We start from the raw sequence: 18,591 nt of genomic DNA, 5'->3' as shown, positions 1-18,591 counted from the left end.
AATCCTAATTTTTTAAAAGTAGAGCCTACAAGGGATTCTTGCGGTGGTACGCTACCAATAAAGACACCACGGCATTATAGCTCTTTATGCCTTGAGACTGGTTATTCGCTTTTAAAAATGAATTGAAGATAGACTTGAAAAAGGGTTCCATAGGATTTTCATAACTGTTCCAGAAATTAGACATTTCTTTAAAATTCAGTTGTACTCCGCCATTTAATTCCCCTAATAAAGTATTGAAAATTTCGCTATCACCTCGGCGTACATCATTGAGGCAATATCCCAGTGCGTAAGCGTAACCAGTGTATTTAAAATAATCGTCGTCGCTATTCACTGTGACTAAATAACCAATAAAATTCGTTTCATTTTCGGCGGAGTAGCCCAGTTGATGCCCAATCTCATGTCCCGTTACCACGGGAAACCTAAAATTGGGTAGTAATGCGTTTACCTGAGCTTCGTTGGTAAAGGGGTTTAAGTATCCTGCATACCCCATATAGGTTAAAGTAGTGCTGAAAAGAGATGTTTTAGCGCTCGGTTGCTCATAGGTAAAAAATGAATATTTTTCTGAAAGCTGGCCATAGCCGTCTATGCTCTTCTCAATGATTTTGTTTTGAGTGTAGGGAATGGTAACTATTTTGGCCGTGTCTTTGGTAATCTTAAACTGTACCTCATTCGTTTTTTGGATTAATCTTCTCGTAAAATCAACCAGTTCTTGATAGTCTTTGGTTTCCGTTAACTGTAATTTGGACCGAAGAGGTTCTCTATAATAATTAAACCCCCACATGAGATGAAAAGTAAAATAGGCAATGGCAAGCACCATTACGATATCTCTCATAAAAAGTAGCTTGTTTTTCCAAATTCTACGCCGGTTCCTGTAGACATAGGTTATTGCTAAAATCCCTAAGATGAGATAAAGGATATCTCCCACAGAAAAGGGAACCCAGCCAAAAACGGTCCTGAAAATTTTAGAGAAGAAGGGGTAAATTCCATCGCTGTAGTAATTCTCAATCCAGTCGGTGTGACTGCCGAGCCATTTCACGAGAATAATCTGGGGGAATAGTGAAATGGCAATGGCCGATTTTAAATGCATCTTCATTGTTTCAAAAATAGTGAAATCCTTTTTCTGTCCGTATTTTTGAGGTTCTAAAAATCCTTTTCATGAATAAAGAAATCGCTCAATTAGAACCATCCTTGGTCTGGACAAATTTTGCAAGGCTTAATGCAGTTCCCAGGCCTTCAAAAAAAGAGGAACGTGTAATTGCCTTTATGATGGATTTTGGCTCTGGCCTTGGTTTGGAAACATTAAAAGATGAGGTAGGTAATGTGGTCATACGGAAACCTGCTAGTGCTGGTTTCGAAAATAAAAAAATGGTCACCTTGCAATCTCACTTAGATATGGTGCACCAAAAAAACTCGGAAACGGAGTTTGATTTTGATGTACAAGGCATACAAATGCACCTAGAGGGAGACTGGGTCAAGGCAGCTGGAACCACCCTTGGGGCGGACAATGGAATGGGCGTGGCGGCCATTATGGCGCTCTTACAAAGTACGGATATAGCGCATCCGCCCTTAGAGGCGCTTTTCACCATTGATGAAGAGACGGGAATGACAGGGGCTTTTGGTCTAAAAGGGGGTATCCTCAAAGGGGATATCCTTTTAAATCTGGATACGGAGGAAGATGATGAGATTGATATAGGTTGCGCCGGGGGAATAGATGTTACCGCAAAAAGAAGCTATAATCAAAAGTCTTCGGTACATGGAGATATCGGTTTTGAAATTAAAGTAAGCGGATTAAAAGGAGGCCATAGCGGTATGGACATTCATAAAGGATTGGGGAACGCCAATAAGATAATGAATCGCTTACTGTTTGCCGGACTCTCGTATAATATGCGAATAGCAGCCTTGAATGGTGGTAGCTTGCGTAATGCCATTCCTAGGGAAAGTCAGGCGCTTATTAATATCAACAAGTCTCAAGAAAAAAGCTTCTTAGCTACTTTTGAGGAAGTTGCTGGCGATATAAAGGCGGAATTACACGATGTAGAACCAGAACTACGGCTGGATATAACGGCAGTAAAACCGTCTAAAAAAGTAATGGGGCTAGGAGCTCAAGGGAAATTCATAAAAGGTATATATGCCGCTCATAATGGTGTTTATGCTATGAGTACCGCTATTTCCGGTTTGGTGGAAACATCCAATAATCTGGCCAAGGTAAAGGTAGCTAATGGAGAAATACATATTGGTTGTTTAACGCGTTCTTCCGTGGAGACGGCTAAAATGGATTTAGCCCAAGCCTTAAAAGCGACCTTTGAGCTCGCCGGATTTGAAGTAGAATTTTCAGGTGCTTATCCTGGTTGGAATCCAAATCCGAATTCGGAAATTTTGAAAATTACGGAAAAGGTTTATACCCGTTTATTTTCTGAAGAACCCCGGGTTGTGGCTTGTCATGCCGGACTGGAATGTGGTATTTTAGGGCAGAATTATCCCGAAATGGATATGGTGAGCTTTGGACCTACCATTCGCGGAGCACATTCCCCAGATGAGCGGGTAAGTGTATCGTCCGTGCAAAAGTTCTGGAAATTTCTGTTGGAAATTCTAAAGGAGATACCTTCTAAATAAAAAGAGGCCCCATTTGAATTGGGGCCTCCTCTGTTTTGTAAAGCCGTGAACCAGTTTATTCTACCAATCCGGTGATTTCCACATCAAAGACTAAACCGGCGTTTGGAGGTATGGGCCCACCGCCTTGTTCTCCGTAACCTAAGTGAGGAGGTATAAATAGACGAACCTTGTCACCAATGTTCATGGTCATTAAACCTTCTTTAAAGCCGGCTATTAACCTAGAATCCGGGCTAAAATCCATTTCAGCGGGCATATAGCCACCTCCTTGTAATCGTTTAATATTGAACATGTTATATGCCTTGGCTATTTCTTCGTAATTACTGTCGAACAAGGTGCCGTCTTCCAAATATCCTGCATACATTACCTTAACCTTGGAGCCTATTTTTGGTTTCTCACCGTCTCCTTTATGAAGTGAAAGCATTTTAAGACCTGATGATAAAGCTTCTGCCTTTTCTTTTTGCGCCACTACTTCGGCTGCAAAGTCAGTCTTCATTTTCTCTACTGCTGCCGCTTTTTCAGCTTTTTCCTTTTCTAACTTGGCCAGGCGTTCTTCTTCATTGGCAAAATAATCGCTCATAACCTGATTCGCATCAAACTTTCTAGCTTCTTTACCGTTGCGTATAATTTCCACCGTATTCATCTTTACATCCTCAACAGGTTTGTTACTACCTGGTGTGACCGCTACGTTGGCAATGGAGTCCACAACGTTAATACCTTCTACGACTTCTCCAAAAACGGTGTGTACGCCATCTAGCCATGGGGTTGGTTTGTGTGTTATGAAAAACTGGCTTCCATTACTTGCAGGGCCGCTATTGGCAGAAGAGAGAATTCCTTTCTTATCGTGAATTAGGGAGTCGTTGAACTCATCCATAAATCGATAGCCTGGGTTTCCCATACCACTTCCTAATGGATCCCCTCCTTGAATCATAAAATCTTTCATAACCCTGTGAAAGGTGAGTCCGTCGTAGTATTTTTTACCTTTATATTGCTCACTGACAAAGGTATTCGTTCCTTCGGCTAAGGAAATGAAATTGGCAACGGTCACCGGTGTTTTTTCGTGCTCAAGTTTTACGATGATGTCACCTTTCGTGGTTTTAATGTCGGCAAAAATACCATCTCCCAAATCTGCACGCTGACTGGTCTTACAGCTTGATAAGGCTAAAGCGATTACGATTAAAATATACATTCTATTCATCATGGTTTCAAATTTTCTGTTTTATCTTGTTTTTGTTCAATTTTAAATATTTCTATGGTAGATTTAATAGGAAGGTTACTATCAATTCTGTCGTTATCACCGTGATATCCAAAAGCCAAGGAGGAAGGAAATAAAAACGTAGCCTTTTCATTTTCTTTCAAAAGTTTTATGGCGTCCCTAAGCCCTTGAAAAAGCTCCTGCTTGTCTACTTTATATGTTAAGGTGCCTATTTCTTCTTTGGAGTAAATAGTGTCATTGTTCAGTGAAAGAATATTATACGATAGCACTACTAGGTCATCCGTCTTTGGAGTATAGGTAGCCGTGTCGTTTACCCTGTTGTAATGATACCAAGAACCTGCAGCACTATGTTCATAGTGTTTAAGGGAATCCTGTTCAATGATTTGTTGTATTTGTCGTTCTTCCAGTTCTAACAGCTTGCGGCTTCGCTCCACGGATGCCTTGAAAAAACTACCGCTTTTTCTTTGAACGGGTTTTCTTGGCTCTGGACCATCGCAACTAAAAACAAATACTAAAAGTAGTAGTAAAGCACTTTTTTTCATGCGGTCAACTCTTTCTTATATGTTGGTAATAACGAGGTGAAATAATTTATAGTATCGGTAATGTTCATATCACTCTTGCCGCCAGCTGCATTGGTGTGGCCACCTCCTTGAAAGTGGGCGCGGGCAAAATCGTTTACGGAAAAATCGCCTACCGACCTAAATGATATTTTTAGGATACCCTCTTCTTTGTTCTCAATAAAAATAACGGCAAAACAAATTCCTTCTAAGGTAAGTCCATAGTTCACAAAACCTTCGGTATCTCCTTTTTGGTAGTTAAAACGGTCTAGTTCTTCTTGGCTCAATGTAATGTAAGCCGTATGATACTCTTGAAGAATAACCATATTGTTTAATGCGCAACCCAATAAGTGTAATCTACTGGGAGAATTGGTATCGTATATTCTATGGTGGATAGCCGTATTCTCTGCACCCTTGTCCATTAAATCGGCCACTACACGGTGCGTATTGCTGGTCGTTGCCTTAAACTTAAACGAGCCCGTATCTGTCATGATGCCTGTGTAAATACAATTGGCCATTTCAGGGGTGATGGCATCTAAATCATCTAAATAGGAAATTAGTTCATAGACCATTTCACAGGTTGAGCTCATGTTCACGTCGGAATACATGATTCTTGCATAGTCCGCCGGTTGTTGATGATGGTCTACCATAACGAAAACGGCTGTAGACTTTTCTAAATATTCGGTCATTTGGCCTACTCTCCCCAGATGGTTAAAGTCTAGTGTGAAAATAACTTCGGCCTCTTCTAAACACGTTTTTGACGCTGAATTGTCCTTCTCAAAATTCAGTATTTTCTCCGCCCCAGGCATCCATTTCAAAAACTTGGGAGAATCATTAGGAGCTACTACAGTTGCCTTATGACCTTTATTTTGCAGGTAATGCCATAATGCTAAGGTAGAGCCGATTGCATCACCATCAGGATTTTTGTGTGGTATTATAGCAATAGTCTTTGGCGACGAAATCAGTTCTTTTAAGGCTTTGATATGCTGAAAATTCATGGGCGCAAAGATACAATTTAATAACATAGACTTTAACAGGAAAGCACTAATTTTAGAGCTCAAAAAACATTCAAATGAAAACCATACTCTTAGTATTCATTTTAGTGCTGACCACGGCTTGTTCTTCTACCAGGGAAATTACTAACGCGCAGAATCAAGCGGATTTTACGCTGGCTTTTGGTTCTTGTAATAAAGCATCTTTGCCTAATTTGTTATGGGATGATGTCCTGAATACCAAACCAGATGTTTGGGTCTGGGGAGGCGATATCATCTATGCGGACACCGAGGATATGGGAAAACTGAAAGCCATGTACGCTGCTCAAGACGCTGTTCCAGGATATAAGTCCTTGAGGACCACTATTCCGGTAATAGGCACCTGGGACGACCATGATTATGGTGTAAACGACGGCGGTGTAGAGTTTAAGGCGAAAAAGGAGAGTCAGGTGGAATTCCTTGATTTTATGAAGGTTCCGGCCAATAGTCCCAGAAGGATGCAAGAAGGGGTGTATAACGTGCATGATTACAATACACCGAGAGGAAGTATTAAAGTGATTGTGTTAGATACGCGTTATTTTAGGACCGCACTTACACCGGATACCGAAACCAAGAAGCGAAACAAGCCAAACAAGTATGGGGAGGGAACGGTTCTTGGGTCTACACAATGGAAATGGTTAACGAGCCAATTAAAAAATTCCAATGCCGATTTTAATATTATTGTAAGCAGTATTCAGGTACTATCCAACGAACATGGCTTTGAATGTTGGGGGAATTTTTCGCATGAAGTGGACAAGCTAAAAACCACCATAGCCGATTCTAATGCTAAAGGCGTTTTGATTTTATCGGGGGATAGGCACATTTCTGAATTTTCAAGAACCGAGGTCGAAAATTTAAATTACCCTTTAATCGACTTTACCAGTAGTGGACTTACACATGCTTACAACCGTTTTCAGGGCGAGCCCAATCCTTTCAGGGAAGGTAAAGTCGTGAGCACAGAAAGTTTTGGACTTTTACAATTCAATTTTGAAAAAAATAACGTGACCTTGAAGATGGTCGGGGATAATGGTAAGGTTCTTGGAAGCCTACATCAAAGTTATTAATTGTTGTAGGTTATAGGGAAAACCGTATTTTTGCGCAAAATTTTAGATATGAGTACGAATAGAACGTTTACGATGATTAAGCCAGATGCCGTTGAGAACGGACATATAGGCGCTATATTGGATAAAATTGCTGCTTCTGGATTTAAGATCGTAGCGATGAAATACACTCAGTTAAGTCTTAGGGATGCGCAGGAATTTTATGCTATTCATAAAGAACGTCCGTTTTTTGGTGAGCTGGTCACTTTTATGACTAGGGGTCCTATAGTAGCGGCCATCTTGGAAAAGGACAATGCAGTAGAAGATTTTAGAGCTTTAATCGGTGCTACAAACCCCGCAGAAGCCGCTGAGGGAACTATAAGAAAATTATTCGCGACGGATATTGCGGAAAACGCTGTTCATGGTTCCGATAGTGATGAAAATGCCGCTATAGAAGGGGCTTTCCACTTTGCTGGAAGAGAAATTTTTTAAGGGGTAGAAAAATTGTAATATCAAAAAAGACCCGCAGTTACTACTGCGGGTCTTTTTTAGTTACGAAGGCAACTATTCTGCTTAACGCAACACGAGTTTCTTCACGAGTTCTTTTCCCAGCTCTTCATTTATCATCGTTATGATCTTGGTTTTTCCAAGACTTAGTTCTTCACGCAGTACTGATGAGGATAAGGATATAAAGAGCGTGTCGTTCCTTAATTCTACGCTAGTAGTATAATTATCAACGCCATTTCCCATTAGTCTGGACCAAGCTGATTTCACATCAATTTTGTCCATCCCGCCCTGCAGATTATTCTTTTGAATAAATGCGGAAAGGGCCTCTTTCATGTTTAACTTGTCATTTTCCCGTTTGGCCATTAGGGTTCAATATTAATAGGTTCAAAACGCTTATAGAGATATAATGTTCCCTCAGCATTTTTTACTGAAAAAGAGTTTTCCGATACATCAATGAGTGTCTCTTTCCATTCGCTTAGGTTGTTTTTATAGTTCATAAGGAATAAGGCCCCATCTTTCTGGATAACAAAGGGTTCCGCATCATCGGAGGTTTCAAAGCTACCATCGAATTTAGGATTTACTTTTTTACGGTATCCTTTTAAATTTTCTAGTTGAATATAATCCACGGCCGGACTTATCTTATATTCCTTTTTACCGCCGTTCATGAACTGTACCTCCGTTATTTCCCAATATCCGTTAAGTAAAGTAAGGTCATCTTCTTCTACGGTATTTTCGCAGGATAGAAATAAGAACATTAGAAATAAAAAGGCACTTTGTTTCATACTATAGTTTAAAGATTTTATAGGTTTGATGAATGTCCTTAACAATTGATTCCGTGCGTTCTGCATGGGTATCGCTCACAAAAATTTGCCCAAAGTTCTCGTTGTTAACCAAAGTTATTATTTGCGATACTCGGTTCTCATCCAACTTATCAAAAATATCATCTAATATAAGAACAGGTGTTGTCTTGGATAATTTCTGCATAAAATAGAACTGAGCAAACTTGAGCGCTATTAAAAATGATTTTTGCTGTCCTTGACTTCCGAATTTCTTTATGGGGTAGTCCATAATGGAAAAACGTAAATCATCTTTATGAATACCAACACTGGTGTATTGTAGCGCCCTGTCCTTATCCAGATTCTTTTGAAAGAGTTCAGAAAAGCTTTCGTTCAGAAGTTTGCTCTCATAACTTAGGTTAACCACCTCTGTGTTGCCCGTAATAGCTTTATATTGCGCTTTGAAAATGGGTATGAAAATATCCAAGAATTGTTTTCTTTTTTCAAATATTTCCGTTCCGTATTCCCGTAACTGTTCATTGTACACTTCTAGTGTGTTCGCATCAAAAGTATGATTGACCGCAAAATACTTCAGTAGCGCATTTCGTTGCGATAACACTTTGTTGTAGTTGATGAGTGCTTGTAAATAGGATTTGTCGGATTGTGAGATGACCCCATCAACAAATTTTCTACGAACGTCACTGCCTTCTACAATAAGATCTCTATCCGCAGGGGAAATAATGACCAGGGGTAAAAGACCAATATGGTCTGCAAAACGCTCATAGGCTTTACCGTTCCGTTTAATTATTTTCTTGGTATTTCTCTTTAGACTGCAGACAATTTTTTCTTCCCTATTCTCTTTTTCGAACAGACCTTCGATAACGAAAAAATCTTCGCCGTGCTTTATATTTTGAGAGGCGACAGGGTTAAAATAACTTTTACCGAAAGACAAGTGGTAAATGGCATCTAGAATATTGGTCTTACCTACCCCGTTATCACCCACAAAACAGTTTATTTTTGAGTCGAATTCCAGATTTTTGGACTCAAAATTCTTGTAATTAATAAGGGATAAATTTTTAAGAAACATTAAAAATTCTTGAAATTTTGGTTTCGGATAATACCATTAGACTCAAAATATCCAAAAATAACGAATAAATATCCTAACGGATTTCAATAAAAACTTTATTTTTGCGCGATTAATAAAATTAGAGATGGCAACATATAAGAAAAGAGGATTTAAACCTAAAACAAAGGCAGAGTCTCAGGAGTTTGATGAGCAGGAAAGTACAACTGCTGAGGTTTTTAGTACTTTAGACGAGGGTGCTTCCAAGACGGAAGAATGGGTCTCTAAAAATCAAAATTACATCTTAGGAATCATCGGAGTAATTGCTATTGGGGTATTGGGGTATTTGGCGTACAATCAATTTGTACAGAAACCGAGGGAGACAAATGCCGCTAATGAAATGTATTATCCACAACAGTATTTTGATGAGGCATTGGCAGCGACCACCGCAAAGGACTCTTTGTTTACGCTAGCTTTGGAAGGTGCTGAAGGTAAATATGGTTTTTTGGATATTATAGCGGAGTACAGCGGCACAAAAGCGGCCAATCTTGCAAATTATTCAGCCGGGATGTCTTATTTGAATATGAACAATTACCAAGAGGCAATTAATTACCTGGAGGATTTTAGTTCAGATGATGCCATATTAGGGGCTTTGGCCAAAGGTGGGCTCGGAGATGCTTTTATGCAGTTAGACCAACCATCGGATGCCTTGGGATACTATGAGGCGGCCATAGCGCATAGTACAAACGATTACACGACACCGAAGTTTCTGTACAAAGCAGGTGTTACAGCAATGGAAATGGGTAATAAAGAAAAGGCCTTAACTTATTTTCAACGAATTAAGGACGAATTTTCTAAGTCTGATACAGCGAATAATATAGATGCGTTCATAGGAATGGCAAAAAGTGGGGCATAATGGCTACTGCGACAAAAAATTTATCTGTTTACGATAAGACAACAATCCCAAACGCAAAGAATTTGCGCTTTGGGATTGTTGTTTCTGAGTGGAATCCGAAAATAACCGAAGGGCTTTTTGAAGGAGCACATCGTGCTTTGGTAGATTGTGGCGCTTTACCTTCACACATCAACAGATTGGACGTTCCCGGTAGTTTTGAACTTACTTTTGGTTGTAAAAGGCTTATCGAGAAAAAGGATTTGGATGCCGTTATCGCTATAGGTAGTGTCATTCAAGGTGAGACCAAACATTTCGATTTTGTTTGTAGTGCTACCGCTCAAGGTATTATGGACCTGAACGTTGCGACCGATGTCCCAGTTATTTTCTGCGTGCTCACGGATAATACCATGCAACAGGCCCTAGACCGCAGTGGAGGAAAGTACGGCAATAAAGGTACTGAGGCGGCTATTGCAGCCATTAAAATGGCGGTTTTAAAGGATTTGTAGACGCGTTTTCTTCTGTTTTCATGGCCTTGGGGCCTTATTCCCGGCAAATGATGCTTTCTGTTAACAAATTTTGGCATTACAGGTCACGGGCGTTTTTCGATTTTAAGTAACTTTGAACTATGGGTTTTCTTAGTAAAATAACGAGGTTACGGAAAAATAGACAGTACGGTTATCAACCAAGATATTTTGACGACAAAGGAAAGGGCAATCCCTTTAAAATCGAGACTAAATTTGACCAATATAGAACTACACTTTCAAATCAAAGGGGGTTAAAAAATAAAATCAATAATGTCTTAGACGATACCAAGAGAAAAGGTGATCGTAATATTAGGCTTCGTATGGCAGTTATTATCTTGGTCCTCGTTTTTATATTTCTCTATATTATCGATTTTGACCTTTCTATATTCTTTTCTTAAGCATGGCAGATATAATTAGATTATTGCCAGACCATGTTGCCAATCAGATTGCGGCCGGGGAAGTAGTGCAAAGACCTGCTTCTGTGGTTAAGGAGCTATTGGAAAACGCCATTGACGCTAAGGCCACCGAGATTAAACTTATTGTTAAAGCTGGAGGTAAAACACTGATACAGGTCGTTGATAACGGTATAGGTATGAGCGTTACAGATGCTAGGTTAAGTTTTGAACGTCATGCCACCTCAAAAATCACTAGGGCAGAGGACCTTTTTAATCTCAATACTAAAGGTTTTAGGGGAGAGGCGCTGGCTTCGATTGCTGCTATAGCTCACGTTGAAATGAAGACCAGAACGGCAGCTCAAGAGGTAGGAACTCATATTAAGATTGAAGGCAGCACCATTATAGACCAGGATGTCGCTGTTGTTCCAAAGGGTACTTCTTTACTAGTAAAGAATCTATTTTTTAATATTCCTGCACGACGTAACTTTTTAAAATCCGACCAGGTAGAATTTCGTCATATTACAGATGAGTTTCATAGAGTGGCGTTGGCGCATCCGCAGATAGGTTTTCAGTTTTTTAACAATGGAGGAGAGGTTTTCAATTTGCCCGCTAATGATTTAAGAAAACGTATCGTACATATTTTCGGCAGAAAAACGAACGAGAAATTAGTACCTGTTCAGGAAGATACCCAGGTAGTGAAGATTTCTGGCTTTATTCAAAAACCAGAGTTCGCCAAAAAAAGTAGGGGAGAACAGTTTTTCTTTGCTAACCATAGGTTTATAAAAAGTCCTTATCTGCATCACGCCGTTTTAGGGGCATTCGAGGGCCTCATAAAACCAGGAACGCATCCAGGTTACTTTCTATGTCTAGAAGTGGACCCCGGTACTATCGATATCAATATTCACCCTACAAAAACAGAAGTTAAGTTCGATGACGAGCATACCCTATATGCTTATTTGAAATCTACCATAAAGCACAGTTTGGGGCAGTTTAGTGTTGTGCCCGCCCTAGATTTTGAGCAAGATCAAAATCTAAATACGCCCTACGCCTATAAGAGTAAAGAAGCGAACGTTCCTCATGTCTCTGTAAATGCCGATTTTAATCCGTTTAAAGAAGCTGTAAGTGTTGGGAACGCTACCAGAGCCGGAAATTCGTATGCAAAAAGGGATTCCAAAGGTTGGGAAAACTTGTACAAGGGACTGGAAATAACTACTCCAAATCATAAGGCTAGTACCATTTCGTTCGAATCTGAACATATAAATAGTACTATTTTTGATGCTGATAAGGAATTACAGGATGCTGTTACCACTACTTTTCAGCTTAGAAAAAAGTATATCATCACTACCATAAAATCGGGAATGGTGGTCATCAATCAAAGTAGGGCACATCAACGCGTGCTTTATGAAAAATTTTTAAAGAATATTACGATTAAAGAAGCGGTAAGTCAGCAATTATTGTTTCCACTTTCCTTATCTTTTTCTGCGGCGGAATTGGCCATTCTAAATGAGATAAAGGAAAATCTATGTGCCGTTGGTTTTGTTTTTGGGGCTATAGCCGAAGAAACGGTGGAAGTGAAAGGGGTACCCGTGCAAGTGGCAGAAAGTGAAGTTCAAATGGTGATGGAGCAGTTGATATCCGATTTTCAGATGGAAATTTCAGATCATAGTTTCTCTCAAAGTGATATGTTGGCCAAGACGCTTTCCAAAACCTTGTCCGTAAAGACGGGTGAGCAGCTAGACGAAGCTTCACAATTAGCTTTAGTGAACGATTTGTTCGCCTGTAAGGAAACTACATTAAGTCCGTTTAATAAGCGAACTTATGTTACGATTAATGAAAATGACATTGAAAGAAAATTTATATAGATGGGTAGATTAACAGAAGCCATTAAGCATTTACTTATAATTAATATTTTATTTTTTGTAGCTACCAGTTTATATGGTGACCAAATGTACCAGTGGTTTTCGCTTTGGTTTCCTAAAAACGAAAATTTTGGACTATGGCAAATAGTATCGCACATGTTTATGCATGGCGGGTTTATGCACATTGCCTTTAATATGTATGCCTTATATGCCTTTGGCTCACCACTTGAGCAAATGTGGGGTAGAAATAAGTTTTTTTTCTTTTATTTCTCAGCGGGACTAGGTGCGGCTCTTATTCATACCGGAGTAAATTACTATCATTTTAATGAAGGGATGTCAGCTCTAGTGGAAGCGGGTATGTCGGAAAGTTCGGTTATGGATATAATTTCTAATGGACAGTACAGTCCTGAATGGTACAACATCGCAGGGAAATCTACGATAGAGAATTTTTTAAGTGCCTATAATACCCCGGCAGTAGGTGCTTCTGGCGCTATTTATGGTGTATTGGTCGCTTTTGGTATGTCCTTTCCTAATAGTGAACTATTTTTGATCTTTCTTCCTGTTCCTATTAAGGCAAAATATTTTATTCCCGTTTTAATCGGATTGGATTTGTTTTCCGGCGTTACGGGTTATAGTTTGTTCGGTCAAGGTATAGCGCATTTTGCGCACGTTGGAGGAGCCCTATTTGGTTTCTTAATGATGTGGTACTGGAAAAAAAATCAGTTTAATAAAAATAGATGGAATTAGCAGATGGCAGATGGAAATTTAAAATATCAATTCAATAGGCTCAACATTGCGGAGAAACTGATTGCCGTAAATGTTACCGTCTTTATCGTTAATAGTCTTTTCCCCTTCTTATTGGGGATATCCAAGAATAGCATAGTACAATGGTTTGAATTGCCGAACGATTTTTTCGACTTTCTCGTGCAACCCTGGTCCATAGTTACCTATTCTTTTTTTCATGGTGGATTAGGTCATTTATTTTGGAATATGTTGCTCATTTATTTTGTGGGCAGAATATTCTTGAACCTATTTGATAGTAGACGTTTTTTAAATGTTTACTTCTTAGGGGTTATTCTTGGGGGTGTTTTTTTTGTATTGGGTTACAATATCTTTCCGGCGTTTTTCAATATCAATGCTTATTTAATAGGAGCTTCTGCCGGTGCAAGTGCTATTTTAATTTTTATTTGTACCTATATGCCCAACCAAGAGGTAAGGCTCATATTTTTCAACGTTAAGCTTTGGTATATTGGAGCTTTCGTAGTTCTTATGGATTTAATTCAACTTCCTTATGGTACCAACTCCGGTGGTCATTTGGCACATTTAGGAGGTGCCTTGCTGGGTTATTGGTACGCCAGGCAATTATTGAACGGCACCGATATTGGTGTAGGTTTCTCAAAGTTGATAGATGGTATCGCTAATCTCTTTAAAAAGAGTGAAAAGAAGGCTCCCCTGAAAACGGCTTATAGAAAAAATAGTAATACTGCTAAAAGCCCTAAAGCTGCTTACGAAAAGGAGACCCATCAAAAAAAAATTGATGCTATCTTGGACAAAATTAGTAAATCTGGTTATGAAAGCTTGTCAAAATCGGAAAAGGATTTCTTGTTCAAGGCAGGAAAGGAGAACTAAACTTCATGAAGAAGCTCTCATTTTTTGGTAAATTAGTTTACGGGCTTAACATTCTTATGTCAGTTCTGTTACTGCTAGCCTGTATTGTGCCCTTTACGCCATTACCTAGCTTCTCGTTTTTGAGTCTTGTGGTACCCCTGCTCGTTATCTTCAACATCCTATTTCTTCTCTACTGGATCTCAAGAAGAAAATACCTTTTTGCTACTTCATTAGTAGCATTATTAGTGGGGTATTTTGTCTTGGGTTCCTTTATTGAATTTAGAAAACCAATAAAATTAGAAGAGGATAAGGCTTTGAAGATAATGACTTTCAATTCTTTAGGCTTTTCTGGTTATGGAAATGCCAAAAATACTGACGACCAAAAAGGTATTGTAAGTTTTGTCAGAAAGGAGGAACCAGATATTATTTGTTTTCAGGAATTTGATGATAGAAGGAAATATAGTGGTGACTTTGATCAATTCCCTTTTCAATATATGAGTACAGGTCCTGAAGGGAATAAAGGTAGGGTATTGTTAGCTATTTTATCAAAATATCCTATTATTAATGGGGGCGTTTTGGATTTTCCGGATACAAACAACAATGCTATTTTTAGTGATGTAATTATTAAAGAAGATACAGTACGTATTTACAATTTACATCTAGAATCTTTAAAAGTAAGACCAAGGATGCTTAAAAAGGAAAGATCGGACAGGTTGTTCAAACGCTTACGGTATTCATTTTCTAAACAACAGGAACAGGCTGCCATATTCAGACAGAACGCCAATGATTCCAAGTATTCTAAAATTGTTTGTGGAGATTTTAATAATACCCAATTTTCCAACGCTTATCGTATTATTAAAGGGGATATGAGGGATAGTTTTTCCGAAAAGGGAAGTGGGTATGGTAAGACCATTAATTTTTGGCACTTTCCTTTACGTATCGATTTTATTATGGCGGATCCTGAGATGGAAATAACCGGTCATCAAAACTATGATTTACAACTATCCGATCACGAACCGGTTATGGCTTCAATTAAACTTTCCTCCAAGAAATAGGCAATCTACAACATCTGCCAGTATGTGTATTAAAAAAGCAATACCCCAAAGACGGGTTTTGCTAAAAAATAGTAGTATAACGTAAAAGCAAATCGCCCAATAGCTGTGCAGTGGATGAAAATTAATACTGCATCGAGAAGGGTCAAAGATGGGATTGGCGAATATATGATCGATGTCCAATAAAATTCCTAATAGAAGTATAAGAGTGGCTTTCCACCGATACTCCTTAAAAAAGAAATATGCAACAATCAATGGGAGGATAAAGTGGATGCCGTAATGTGCAATAAACCTAAGCATGGGAGGGTTTCAAAACCAAATTTTTTAAGTAAGCGATTGATTCTGGTCCTAGGTTGAATAGGAGGTCCAAAATACTCAAATTGGGAATGAAGCCATGTCTATCCCCAAAGACTTGAACATACTCTGGAGTCTTAAAATCCAACACTTTTTTGGCGTTGGCCAAAAATCTAAAATCTAACATATCCTGAGGTTCACGAATGTACTCCTTTGTTCTATGAGCAGAAATCTCAATCTGTAAACACTGGCATACGGTTGCTATGGTCTTTAGGTTAAAATCCATAAGGAACTCTTGATTCGCCTCATAAAGCGGTCTTATGTCATCCTCATAGTACTCAAAAAATGGAGAGGTTCTGTAGGCCGTTTCTAAAGTTCTCCAATGTTGGCGTTGCCAAGGATAGGTATTGTCCACTTTCACGTTTTGGTAGCTTTGTCTGCCACTATCGTCTTTTGTATGGGCAATGGGTATGCTTAGTACATGTAAACCTCTATCCGTGCAAATATGGGTCCGGTTTCTAAAGGTTTGTTTTTGATAGTTGTCAAAAGCTTCCCATGTAATATCATCCGATAGTAAAACACTGAAAGAGGCAATGTTCGGAAAATACGTTGGATGAAGTAGTTTCATAAAAATCTACTTTTCCGATTTTTTTCTTTTCCAGAACCAATTACCGACGAAATAAGCCGCTAATAATATTAGAAAATACTTTAGATAAGACTGTGACTGACCCTCGCCATTTACGGTCGTGAAAATCCGGTCCCATCTTGGTTTCCATTCTAAAGGACCGTTAGGGTTACCTTTACTATCTACAAAATTATCAAAACTCATCCATAGGAAAATAGGGGTGCCTACGATATGATTCTCTGGCACATAGCCCCAAGCCCTGCTATCTTCTGAATGATCACGATTGTCCCCCATCATCCAATAGTAATCCTGTTTAAAGGTATAAGAGTCCACTACCTTGCCGTTAAGGCTTATTTGGTTTCCGGAAACTCTGATTTCATTTTTTTCATAATCCCTTATAATTTTTTTATAGAGGGGAAGGACTTTAAGGTTCAGGGCCACCGTAGCGCCCTTTTGCGGAATATATAATTTACCCATTTGACTGTAGTTCCATGGATAGTCCGGACTTTGAGGAAACAGATTCACGCCTCTCTTACCCTTTGGACTTATTTGTTGCACTACAGAGTCTATGGTTGTCTCCTTGCGTAAAGCATCTACCATCTCAGCGGTTAAGGTAGCTTGTCTTTGTCTATCGGTAACTTCTCTTAACGCAAGACCATATTTTTTAATGGTATTTGCAGGAATACCTCCGCCTTTGGTATACAGTTCTAATTGACCGTTTTCCGCTTGGTTATAGCCCAATAAATACTGATTTACGGCCTGAGCCTGTTCTTGGTTCAGCGGATTGGACAGGTATCTTCTAGTGAATTCTGTAACGCCTAACCTATCCAGTAGTCTAGAGGATACTCCTTTAGAGCTGTAAATCATGTAGTCGTATTGGGTTTTTGCACTTCCGGGGAGGTCTAACTGTTTTCCGTTTACAAAAACAAAACCGTTACGTACTTCTAGGGAATCACCCGGCAGACCTACGCATCTTTTTACATAATTGGACTTTTTATCTATCGGTTTTTTGACACCTTTTTCCTTTTTGAAGAATATGCGAACGGTATCCGCAGGCCAACTAAAAACTACAATATCATTCCGGTCTACCTTTGTAAATCCGGGTAGCCTAAAATAGGGGAGTTGCGGCTTGTTCAGATAGGATTTAACTCCAACCACAGGCAGGGTGTCATGGACCATTGGCGCGGCAATCGTGGTCATCGGGGTTCTAGCGCCGTAATGAAACTTGCTCACAAAGAGAAAATCACCTATTCTTAGCGTTCGTTCTAAGGAACCTGTTGGGATGACGTAGGGTTGAATAAAATAGGTGTGTACCAGTGTTGCGGCAACAACTGCAAAAACAATAGAGCTTACCCATTCTCCTAAAGCTGTTTTAGGTTGTAAGCTCCTATTTTCAATATATTTTATATCTAGGGCATAATTTACATAATAGATGTAAAAACCTAAGGTAAACACTACTAGCCAAGACTCCAACAGACTGTTTCTTCCATAGCTGCGAATGGTTTCTACCCAGATTACAGGAAACATAAGAAGGTTAATGATGGGAATGAATAATAATATGACCCACCATTTGGGCCTGTTTATAATTTGCATTAAGATAATGGCGTTGTAGACGGGAATAGCTGCCTCCCAAGCTTTTCTACCTGCCTTTACATATAATTTCCATGTTCCTAAAAAATGGATGACCTGGACAATCAGAATAAAAATAATCCATTGGGTACCGTTCATAAATATCTTTTTATAGTTTTTGGCTACTAAACGTTTCGGAAAATTTCGTCAAATTATCGAAAACGTTATTGGCGCATAGGTCTTAAAATGTAAAAATAGTTACTTTTTTTAACCAAGGTTTAACACATCTTGCATAGTGAAAATTCCGGTTTTCCCAATAATCCATTCAGCCGCAATGACCGCTCCTTCCGCAAAACCTTCTCTATTATGGGCCGTATGCTTTATCTCTATACTATCTACCTTACTTTGATATTGCGTCGTGTGGGTTCCTGGGGTGTCTCCGATACGTTTTGATCGTATAGGAATATAATCGGGTTCTTCGGTATCTAATTTCCATCCATTATAATCAGAATTCTCTAGGATACCTTCTGCTAGTGTAATGGCTGTTCCGCTAGGCGCATCTAATTTTTGGGTGTGGTGTATTTCTTCTAAACTTACGTTGTACTGCTTTTGTGGATGCATCATCCTTGCAAGTTTGGCATTGAGTTCAAAAAAAAGGTTTACGCCCAAACTAAAGTTAGAAGCATAGATAAACGCACCCTTTTTTTCTTTGCAAATACGCACTGCTTTGTCATAATCGTCTAACCAACCGGTGGTGCCGGATATAATGGGAACATTATTCTCAATACATTTAGTAATGTTTCCGAACGCTGCTCCGGGCATGCTAAAATCAATAGCCACGTCTATATTGGAAAAATCGATTTCTGTTGTATCTATATCAATCTTAGCAGTGATTTCATGATTTCTGCCGAGTGCTACCCGTTCTATCATCTGCCCCATTTTCCCGTAACCGAAAAGCGCAATCTTCATT

General features: G+C 39.2%; 21 protein-coding genes. 10 read left to right on the top strand and 11 right to left on the bottom strand.

The window, feature by feature from the left end:
• Positions 1-25: 25 nt before the first annotated feature.
• On the bottom strand, positions 26-1,087 hold the full coding sequence (locus BFP77_RS03560; protein ID WP_257212847.1) for a DUF3810 domain-containing protein: 1,062 nt from the start codon (positions 1,085-1,087) through the stop codon (positions 26-28).
• A 68-nt stretch (positions 1,088-1,155) separates the two neighbouring features.
• Here BFP77_RS03560 and BFP77_RS03555 point away from each other — a divergent pair, with 68 nt between their 5' ends.
• Positions 1,156-2,613, top strand: a complete 1,458-nt coding sequence (locus BFP77_RS03555) for an aminoacyl-histidine dipeptidase (protein WP_099572693.1) — start codon at positions 1,156-1,158, stop codon at positions 2,611-2,613.
• A gap of 55 nt (positions 2,614-2,668) precedes the next feature.
• Here the strand turns inward: BFP77_RS03555 and BFP77_RS03550 are convergent, their stop codons facing one another.
• The 3 genes from BFP77_RS03550 to BFP77_RS03540 are packed head-to-tail and all read right to left on the bottom strand — an operon-like array spanning position 2,669 to position 5,381.
• The gene (locus BFP77_RS03550) at positions 2,669-3,808 is read right to left on the bottom strand and encodes a peptidylprolyl isomerase (protein ID WP_099572755.1); all 1,140 of its coding nucleotides are present in this window, start codon (positions 3,806-3,808) and stop codon (positions 2,669-2,671) included.
• On the bottom strand, positions 3,808-4,368 hold the full coding sequence (gene gldI, locus BFP77_RS03545; protein WP_099572692.1) for a gliding motility-associated peptidyl-prolyl isomerase GldI: 561 nt from the start codon (positions 4,366-4,368) through the stop codon (positions 3,808-3,810). Before gldI ends, BFP77_RS03550 begins: the two co-directional genes overlap by 1 nt.
• Positions 4,365-5,381, bottom strand: a complete 1,017-nt coding sequence (locus BFP77_RS03540) for a DHH family phosphoesterase (RefSeq protein ID WP_099572754.1) — start codon at positions 5,379-5,381, stop codon at positions 4,365-4,367. The genes gldI and BFP77_RS03540 overlap by 4 nt, the downstream gene beginning before the upstream one ends.
• Before the next feature lie 74 nt (positions 5,382-5,455).
• On the opposite strand from BFP77_RS03540, the gene BFP77_RS03535 reads away from it, so the two are divergent.
• Positions 5,456-6,478, top strand: coding sequence for an alkaline phosphatase D family protein (locus tag BFP77_RS03535; RefSeq protein WP_099572691.1), 1,023 nt, complete (start codon positions 5,456-5,458; stop codon positions 6,476-6,478).
• Between the two features lie 48 nt (positions 6,479-6,526).
• Positions 6,527-6,946 (top strand): nucleoside-diphosphate kinase, encoded by a 420-nt coding sequence (locus BFP77_RS03530; protein WP_099572690.1) that lies wholly within the window; start codon positions 6,527-6,529, stop codon positions 6,944-6,946.
• Between the two features lie 81 nt (positions 6,947-7,027).
• Here the strand turns inward: BFP77_RS03530 and BFP77_RS03525 are convergent, their stop codons facing one another.
• Genes BFP77_RS03525 through recF form a run of 3 tightly spaced genes read right to left on the bottom strand, consistent with a single transcriptional unit; the run spans position 7,028 to position 8,824 of the window.
• Positions 7,028-7,324 carry a DUF721 domain-containing protein gene (locus BFP77_RS03525; RefSeq protein WP_099572689.1) on the bottom strand — a complete coding sequence of 99 codons (297 nt, stop codon included), beginning with the start codon at positions 7,322-7,324 and terminating at the stop codon, positions 7,028-7,030.
• Positions 7,324-7,743: a hypothetical protein gene (locus BFP77_RS03520; protein WP_099572688.1), complete on the bottom strand. Its 420-nt coding sequence runs from the start codon at positions 7,741-7,743 to the stop codon at positions 7,324-7,326. Before BFP77_RS03520 ends, BFP77_RS03525 begins: the two co-directional genes overlap by 1 nt.
• A 1-nt stretch (position 7,744) precedes the next feature.
• Entirely contained in the window at positions 7,745-8,824 is a 1,080-nt protein-coding gene (gene recF, locus BFP77_RS03515) for a DNA replication/repair protein RecF (RefSeq protein ID WP_099572687.1), read from the bottom strand.
• Between the two features lie 124 nt (positions 8,825-8,948).
• On the opposite strand from recF, the gene BFP77_RS03510 reads away from it, so the two are divergent.
• From BFP77_RS03510 to BFP77_RS03480, 7 genes are all read left to right on the top strand, one after another.
• On the top strand, positions 8,949-9,716 hold the full coding sequence (locus BFP77_RS03510) for a tetratricopeptide repeat protein (protein WP_099572686.1): 768 nt from the start codon (positions 8,949-8,951) through the stop codon (positions 9,714-9,716).
• The gene (gene ribH / locus BFP77_RS03505; RefSeq protein WP_099572685.1) at positions 9,716-10,201 is read left to right on the top strand and encodes a 6,7-dimethyl-8-ribityllumazine synthase; all 486 of its coding nucleotides are present in this window, start codon (positions 9,716-9,718) and stop codon (positions 10,199-10,201) included. The genes BFP77_RS03510 and ribH overlap by 1 nt, the downstream gene beginning before the upstream one ends.
• 119 nt (positions 10,202-10,320) lie before the next feature.
• Positions 10,321-10,617, top strand: a complete 297-nt coding sequence (locus BFP77_RS03500) for a riboflavin synthase subunit beta (protein ID WP_099572684.1) — start codon at positions 10,321-10,323, stop codon at positions 10,615-10,617.
• Between the two features lie 2 nt (positions 10,618-10,619).
• A complete protein-coding gene (gene mutL / locus BFP77_RS03495) occupies positions 10,620-12,476 on the top strand; it encodes a DNA mismatch repair endonuclease MutL (RefSeq protein WP_099572683.1) in 1,857 nt (618 codons plus the stop codon).
• The gene (locus tag BFP77_RS03490; protein ID WP_099572682.1) at positions 12,477-13,220 is read left to right on the top strand and encodes a rhomboid family intramembrane serine protease; all 744 of its coding nucleotides are present in this window, start codon (positions 12,477-12,479) and stop codon (positions 13,218-13,220) included.
• A gap of 3 nt (positions 13,221-13,223) precedes the next feature.
• A complete protein-coding gene (locus tag BFP77_RS03485) occupies positions 13,224-14,102 on the top strand; it encodes a rhomboid family intramembrane serine protease (RefSeq protein ID WP_099572681.1) in 879 nt (292 codons plus the stop codon).
• A gap of 56 nt (positions 14,103-14,158) precedes the next feature.
• A complete protein-coding gene (locus BFP77_RS03480) occupies positions 14,159-15,136 on the top strand; it encodes an endonuclease/exonuclease/phosphatase family protein (RefSeq protein WP_180272300.1) in 978 nt (325 codons plus the stop codon).
• On the opposite strand, the gene BFP77_RS17230 is transcribed toward BFP77_RS03480, so the two are convergent.
• The 4 genes from BFP77_RS17230 to dapB form a co-directional block, all read right to left on the bottom strand.
• A complete protein-coding gene (locus BFP77_RS17230) occupies positions 15,110-15,433 on the bottom strand; it encodes a DUF6122 family protein (RefSeq protein ID WP_099572679.1) in 324 nt (107 codons plus the stop codon). The genes BFP77_RS03480 and BFP77_RS17230 overlap by 27 nt on opposite strands.
• Positions 15,426-16,055 carry a WbqC family protein gene (locus tag BFP77_RS03470; protein WP_099572678.1) on the bottom strand — a complete coding sequence of 210 codons (630 nt, stop codon included), beginning with the start codon at positions 16,053-16,055 and terminating at the stop codon, positions 15,426-15,428. The genes BFP77_RS17230 and BFP77_RS03470 overlap by 8 nt, the downstream gene beginning before the upstream one ends.
• A 6-nt stretch (positions 16,056-16,061) precedes the next feature.
• Positions 16,062-17,780: a signal peptidase I gene (lepB, locus tag BFP77_RS03465; protein ID WP_099572677.1), complete on the bottom strand. Its 1,719-nt coding sequence runs from the start codon at positions 17,778-17,780 to the stop codon at positions 16,062-16,064.
• Between the two features lie 108 nt (positions 17,781-17,888).
• The gene (gene dapB, locus BFP77_RS03460) at positions 17,889-18,590 is read right to left on the bottom strand and encodes a 4-hydroxy-tetrahydrodipicolinate reductase (protein WP_099572676.1); all 702 of its coding nucleotides are present in this window, start codon (positions 18,588-18,590) and stop codon (positions 17,889-17,891) included.
• Position 18,591: the final 1 nt, after the last annotated feature.

It is taken from the genome of Maribacter sp. 4U21 (assembly GCF_002742365.1).
Lineage (GTDB): Bacteria > Bacteroidota > Bacteroidia > Flavobacteriales > Flavobacteriaceae > Maribacter.
The sequence above is the reverse complement of the archived record's forward strand: the minus strand, read 5'-3'. Positions and strand labels throughout refer to the sequence as shown.

Coding starts and splice junctions, on each gene's coding strand:
- BFP77_RS03560 (WP_257212847.1), bottom strand. CDS start 1,087: ATGCATTTAAAATCGGCCATTGCCATTTCACTATTCCCCCAGATTATT.
- BFP77_RS03555 (WP_099572693.1), top strand. CDS start 1,156: ATGAATAAAGAAATCGCTCAATTAGAACCATCCTTGGTCTGGACAAAT.
- BFP77_RS03550 (WP_099572755.1), bottom strand. CDS start 3,808: ATGAATAGAATGTATATTTTAATCGTAATCGCTTTAGCCTTATCAAGC.
- gldI (WP_099572692.1), bottom strand. CDS start 4,368: ATGAAAAAAAGTGCTTTACTACTACTTTTAGTATTTGTTTTTAGTTGC.
- BFP77_RS03540 (WP_099572754.1), bottom strand. CDS start 5,381: ATGAATTTTCAGCATATCAAAGCCTTAAAAGAACTGATTTCGTCGCCA.
- BFP77_RS03535 (WP_099572691.1), top strand. CDS start 5,456: ATGAAAACCATACTCTTAGTATTCATTTTAGTGCTGACCACGGCTTGT.
- BFP77_RS03530 (WP_099572690.1), top strand. CDS start 6,527: ATGAGTACGAATAGAACGTTTACGATGATTAAGCCAGATGCCGTTGAG.
- BFP77_RS03525 (WP_099572689.1), bottom strand. CDS start 7,324: ATGGCCAAACGGGAAAATGACAAGTTAAACATGAAAGAGGCCCTTTCC.
- BFP77_RS03520 (WP_099572688.1), bottom strand. CDS start 7,743: ATGAAACAAAGTGCCTTTTTATTTCTAATGTTCTTATTTCTATCCTGC.
- recF (WP_099572687.1), bottom strand. CDS start 8,824: ATGTTTCTTAAAAATTTATCCCTTATTAATTACAAGAATTTTGAGTCC.
- BFP77_RS03510 (WP_099572686.1), top strand. CDS start 8,949: ATGGCAACATATAAGAAAAGAGGATTTAAACCTAAAACAAAGGCAGAG.
- ribH (WP_099572685.1), top strand. CDS start 9,716: ATGGCTACTGCGACAAAAAATTTATCTGTTTACGATAAGACAACAATC.
- BFP77_RS03500 (WP_099572684.1), top strand. CDS start 10,321: ATGGGTTTTCTTAGTAAAATAACGAGGTTACGGAAAAATAGACAGTAC.
- mutL (WP_099572683.1), top strand. CDS start 10,620: ATGGCAGATATAATTAGATTATTGCCAGACCATGTTGCCAATCAGATT.
- BFP77_RS03490 (WP_099572682.1), top strand. CDS start 12,477: ATGGGTAGATTAACAGAAGCCATTAAGCATTTACTTATAATTAATATT.
- BFP77_RS03485 (WP_099572681.1), top strand. CDS start 13,224: ATGGCAGATGGAAATTTAAAATATCAATTCAATAGGCTCAACATTGCG.
- BFP77_RS03480 (WP_180272300.1), top strand. CDS start 14,159: ATGTCAGTTCTGTTACTGCTAGCCTGTATTGTGCCCTTTACGCCATTA.
- BFP77_RS17230 (WP_099572679.1), bottom strand. CDS start 15,433: ATGCTTAGGTTTATTGCACATTACGGCATCCACTTTATCCTCCCATTG.
- BFP77_RS03470 (WP_099572678.1), bottom strand. CDS start 16,055: ATGAAACTACTTCATCCAACGTATTTTCCGAACATTGCCTCTTTCAGT.
- lepB (WP_099572677.1), bottom strand. CDS start 17,780: ATGAACGGTACCCAATGGATTATTTTTATTCTGATTGTCCAGGTCATC.
- dapB (WP_099572676.1), bottom strand. CDS start 18,590: ATGAAGATTGCGCTTTTCGGTTACGGGAAAATGGGGCAGATGATAGAA.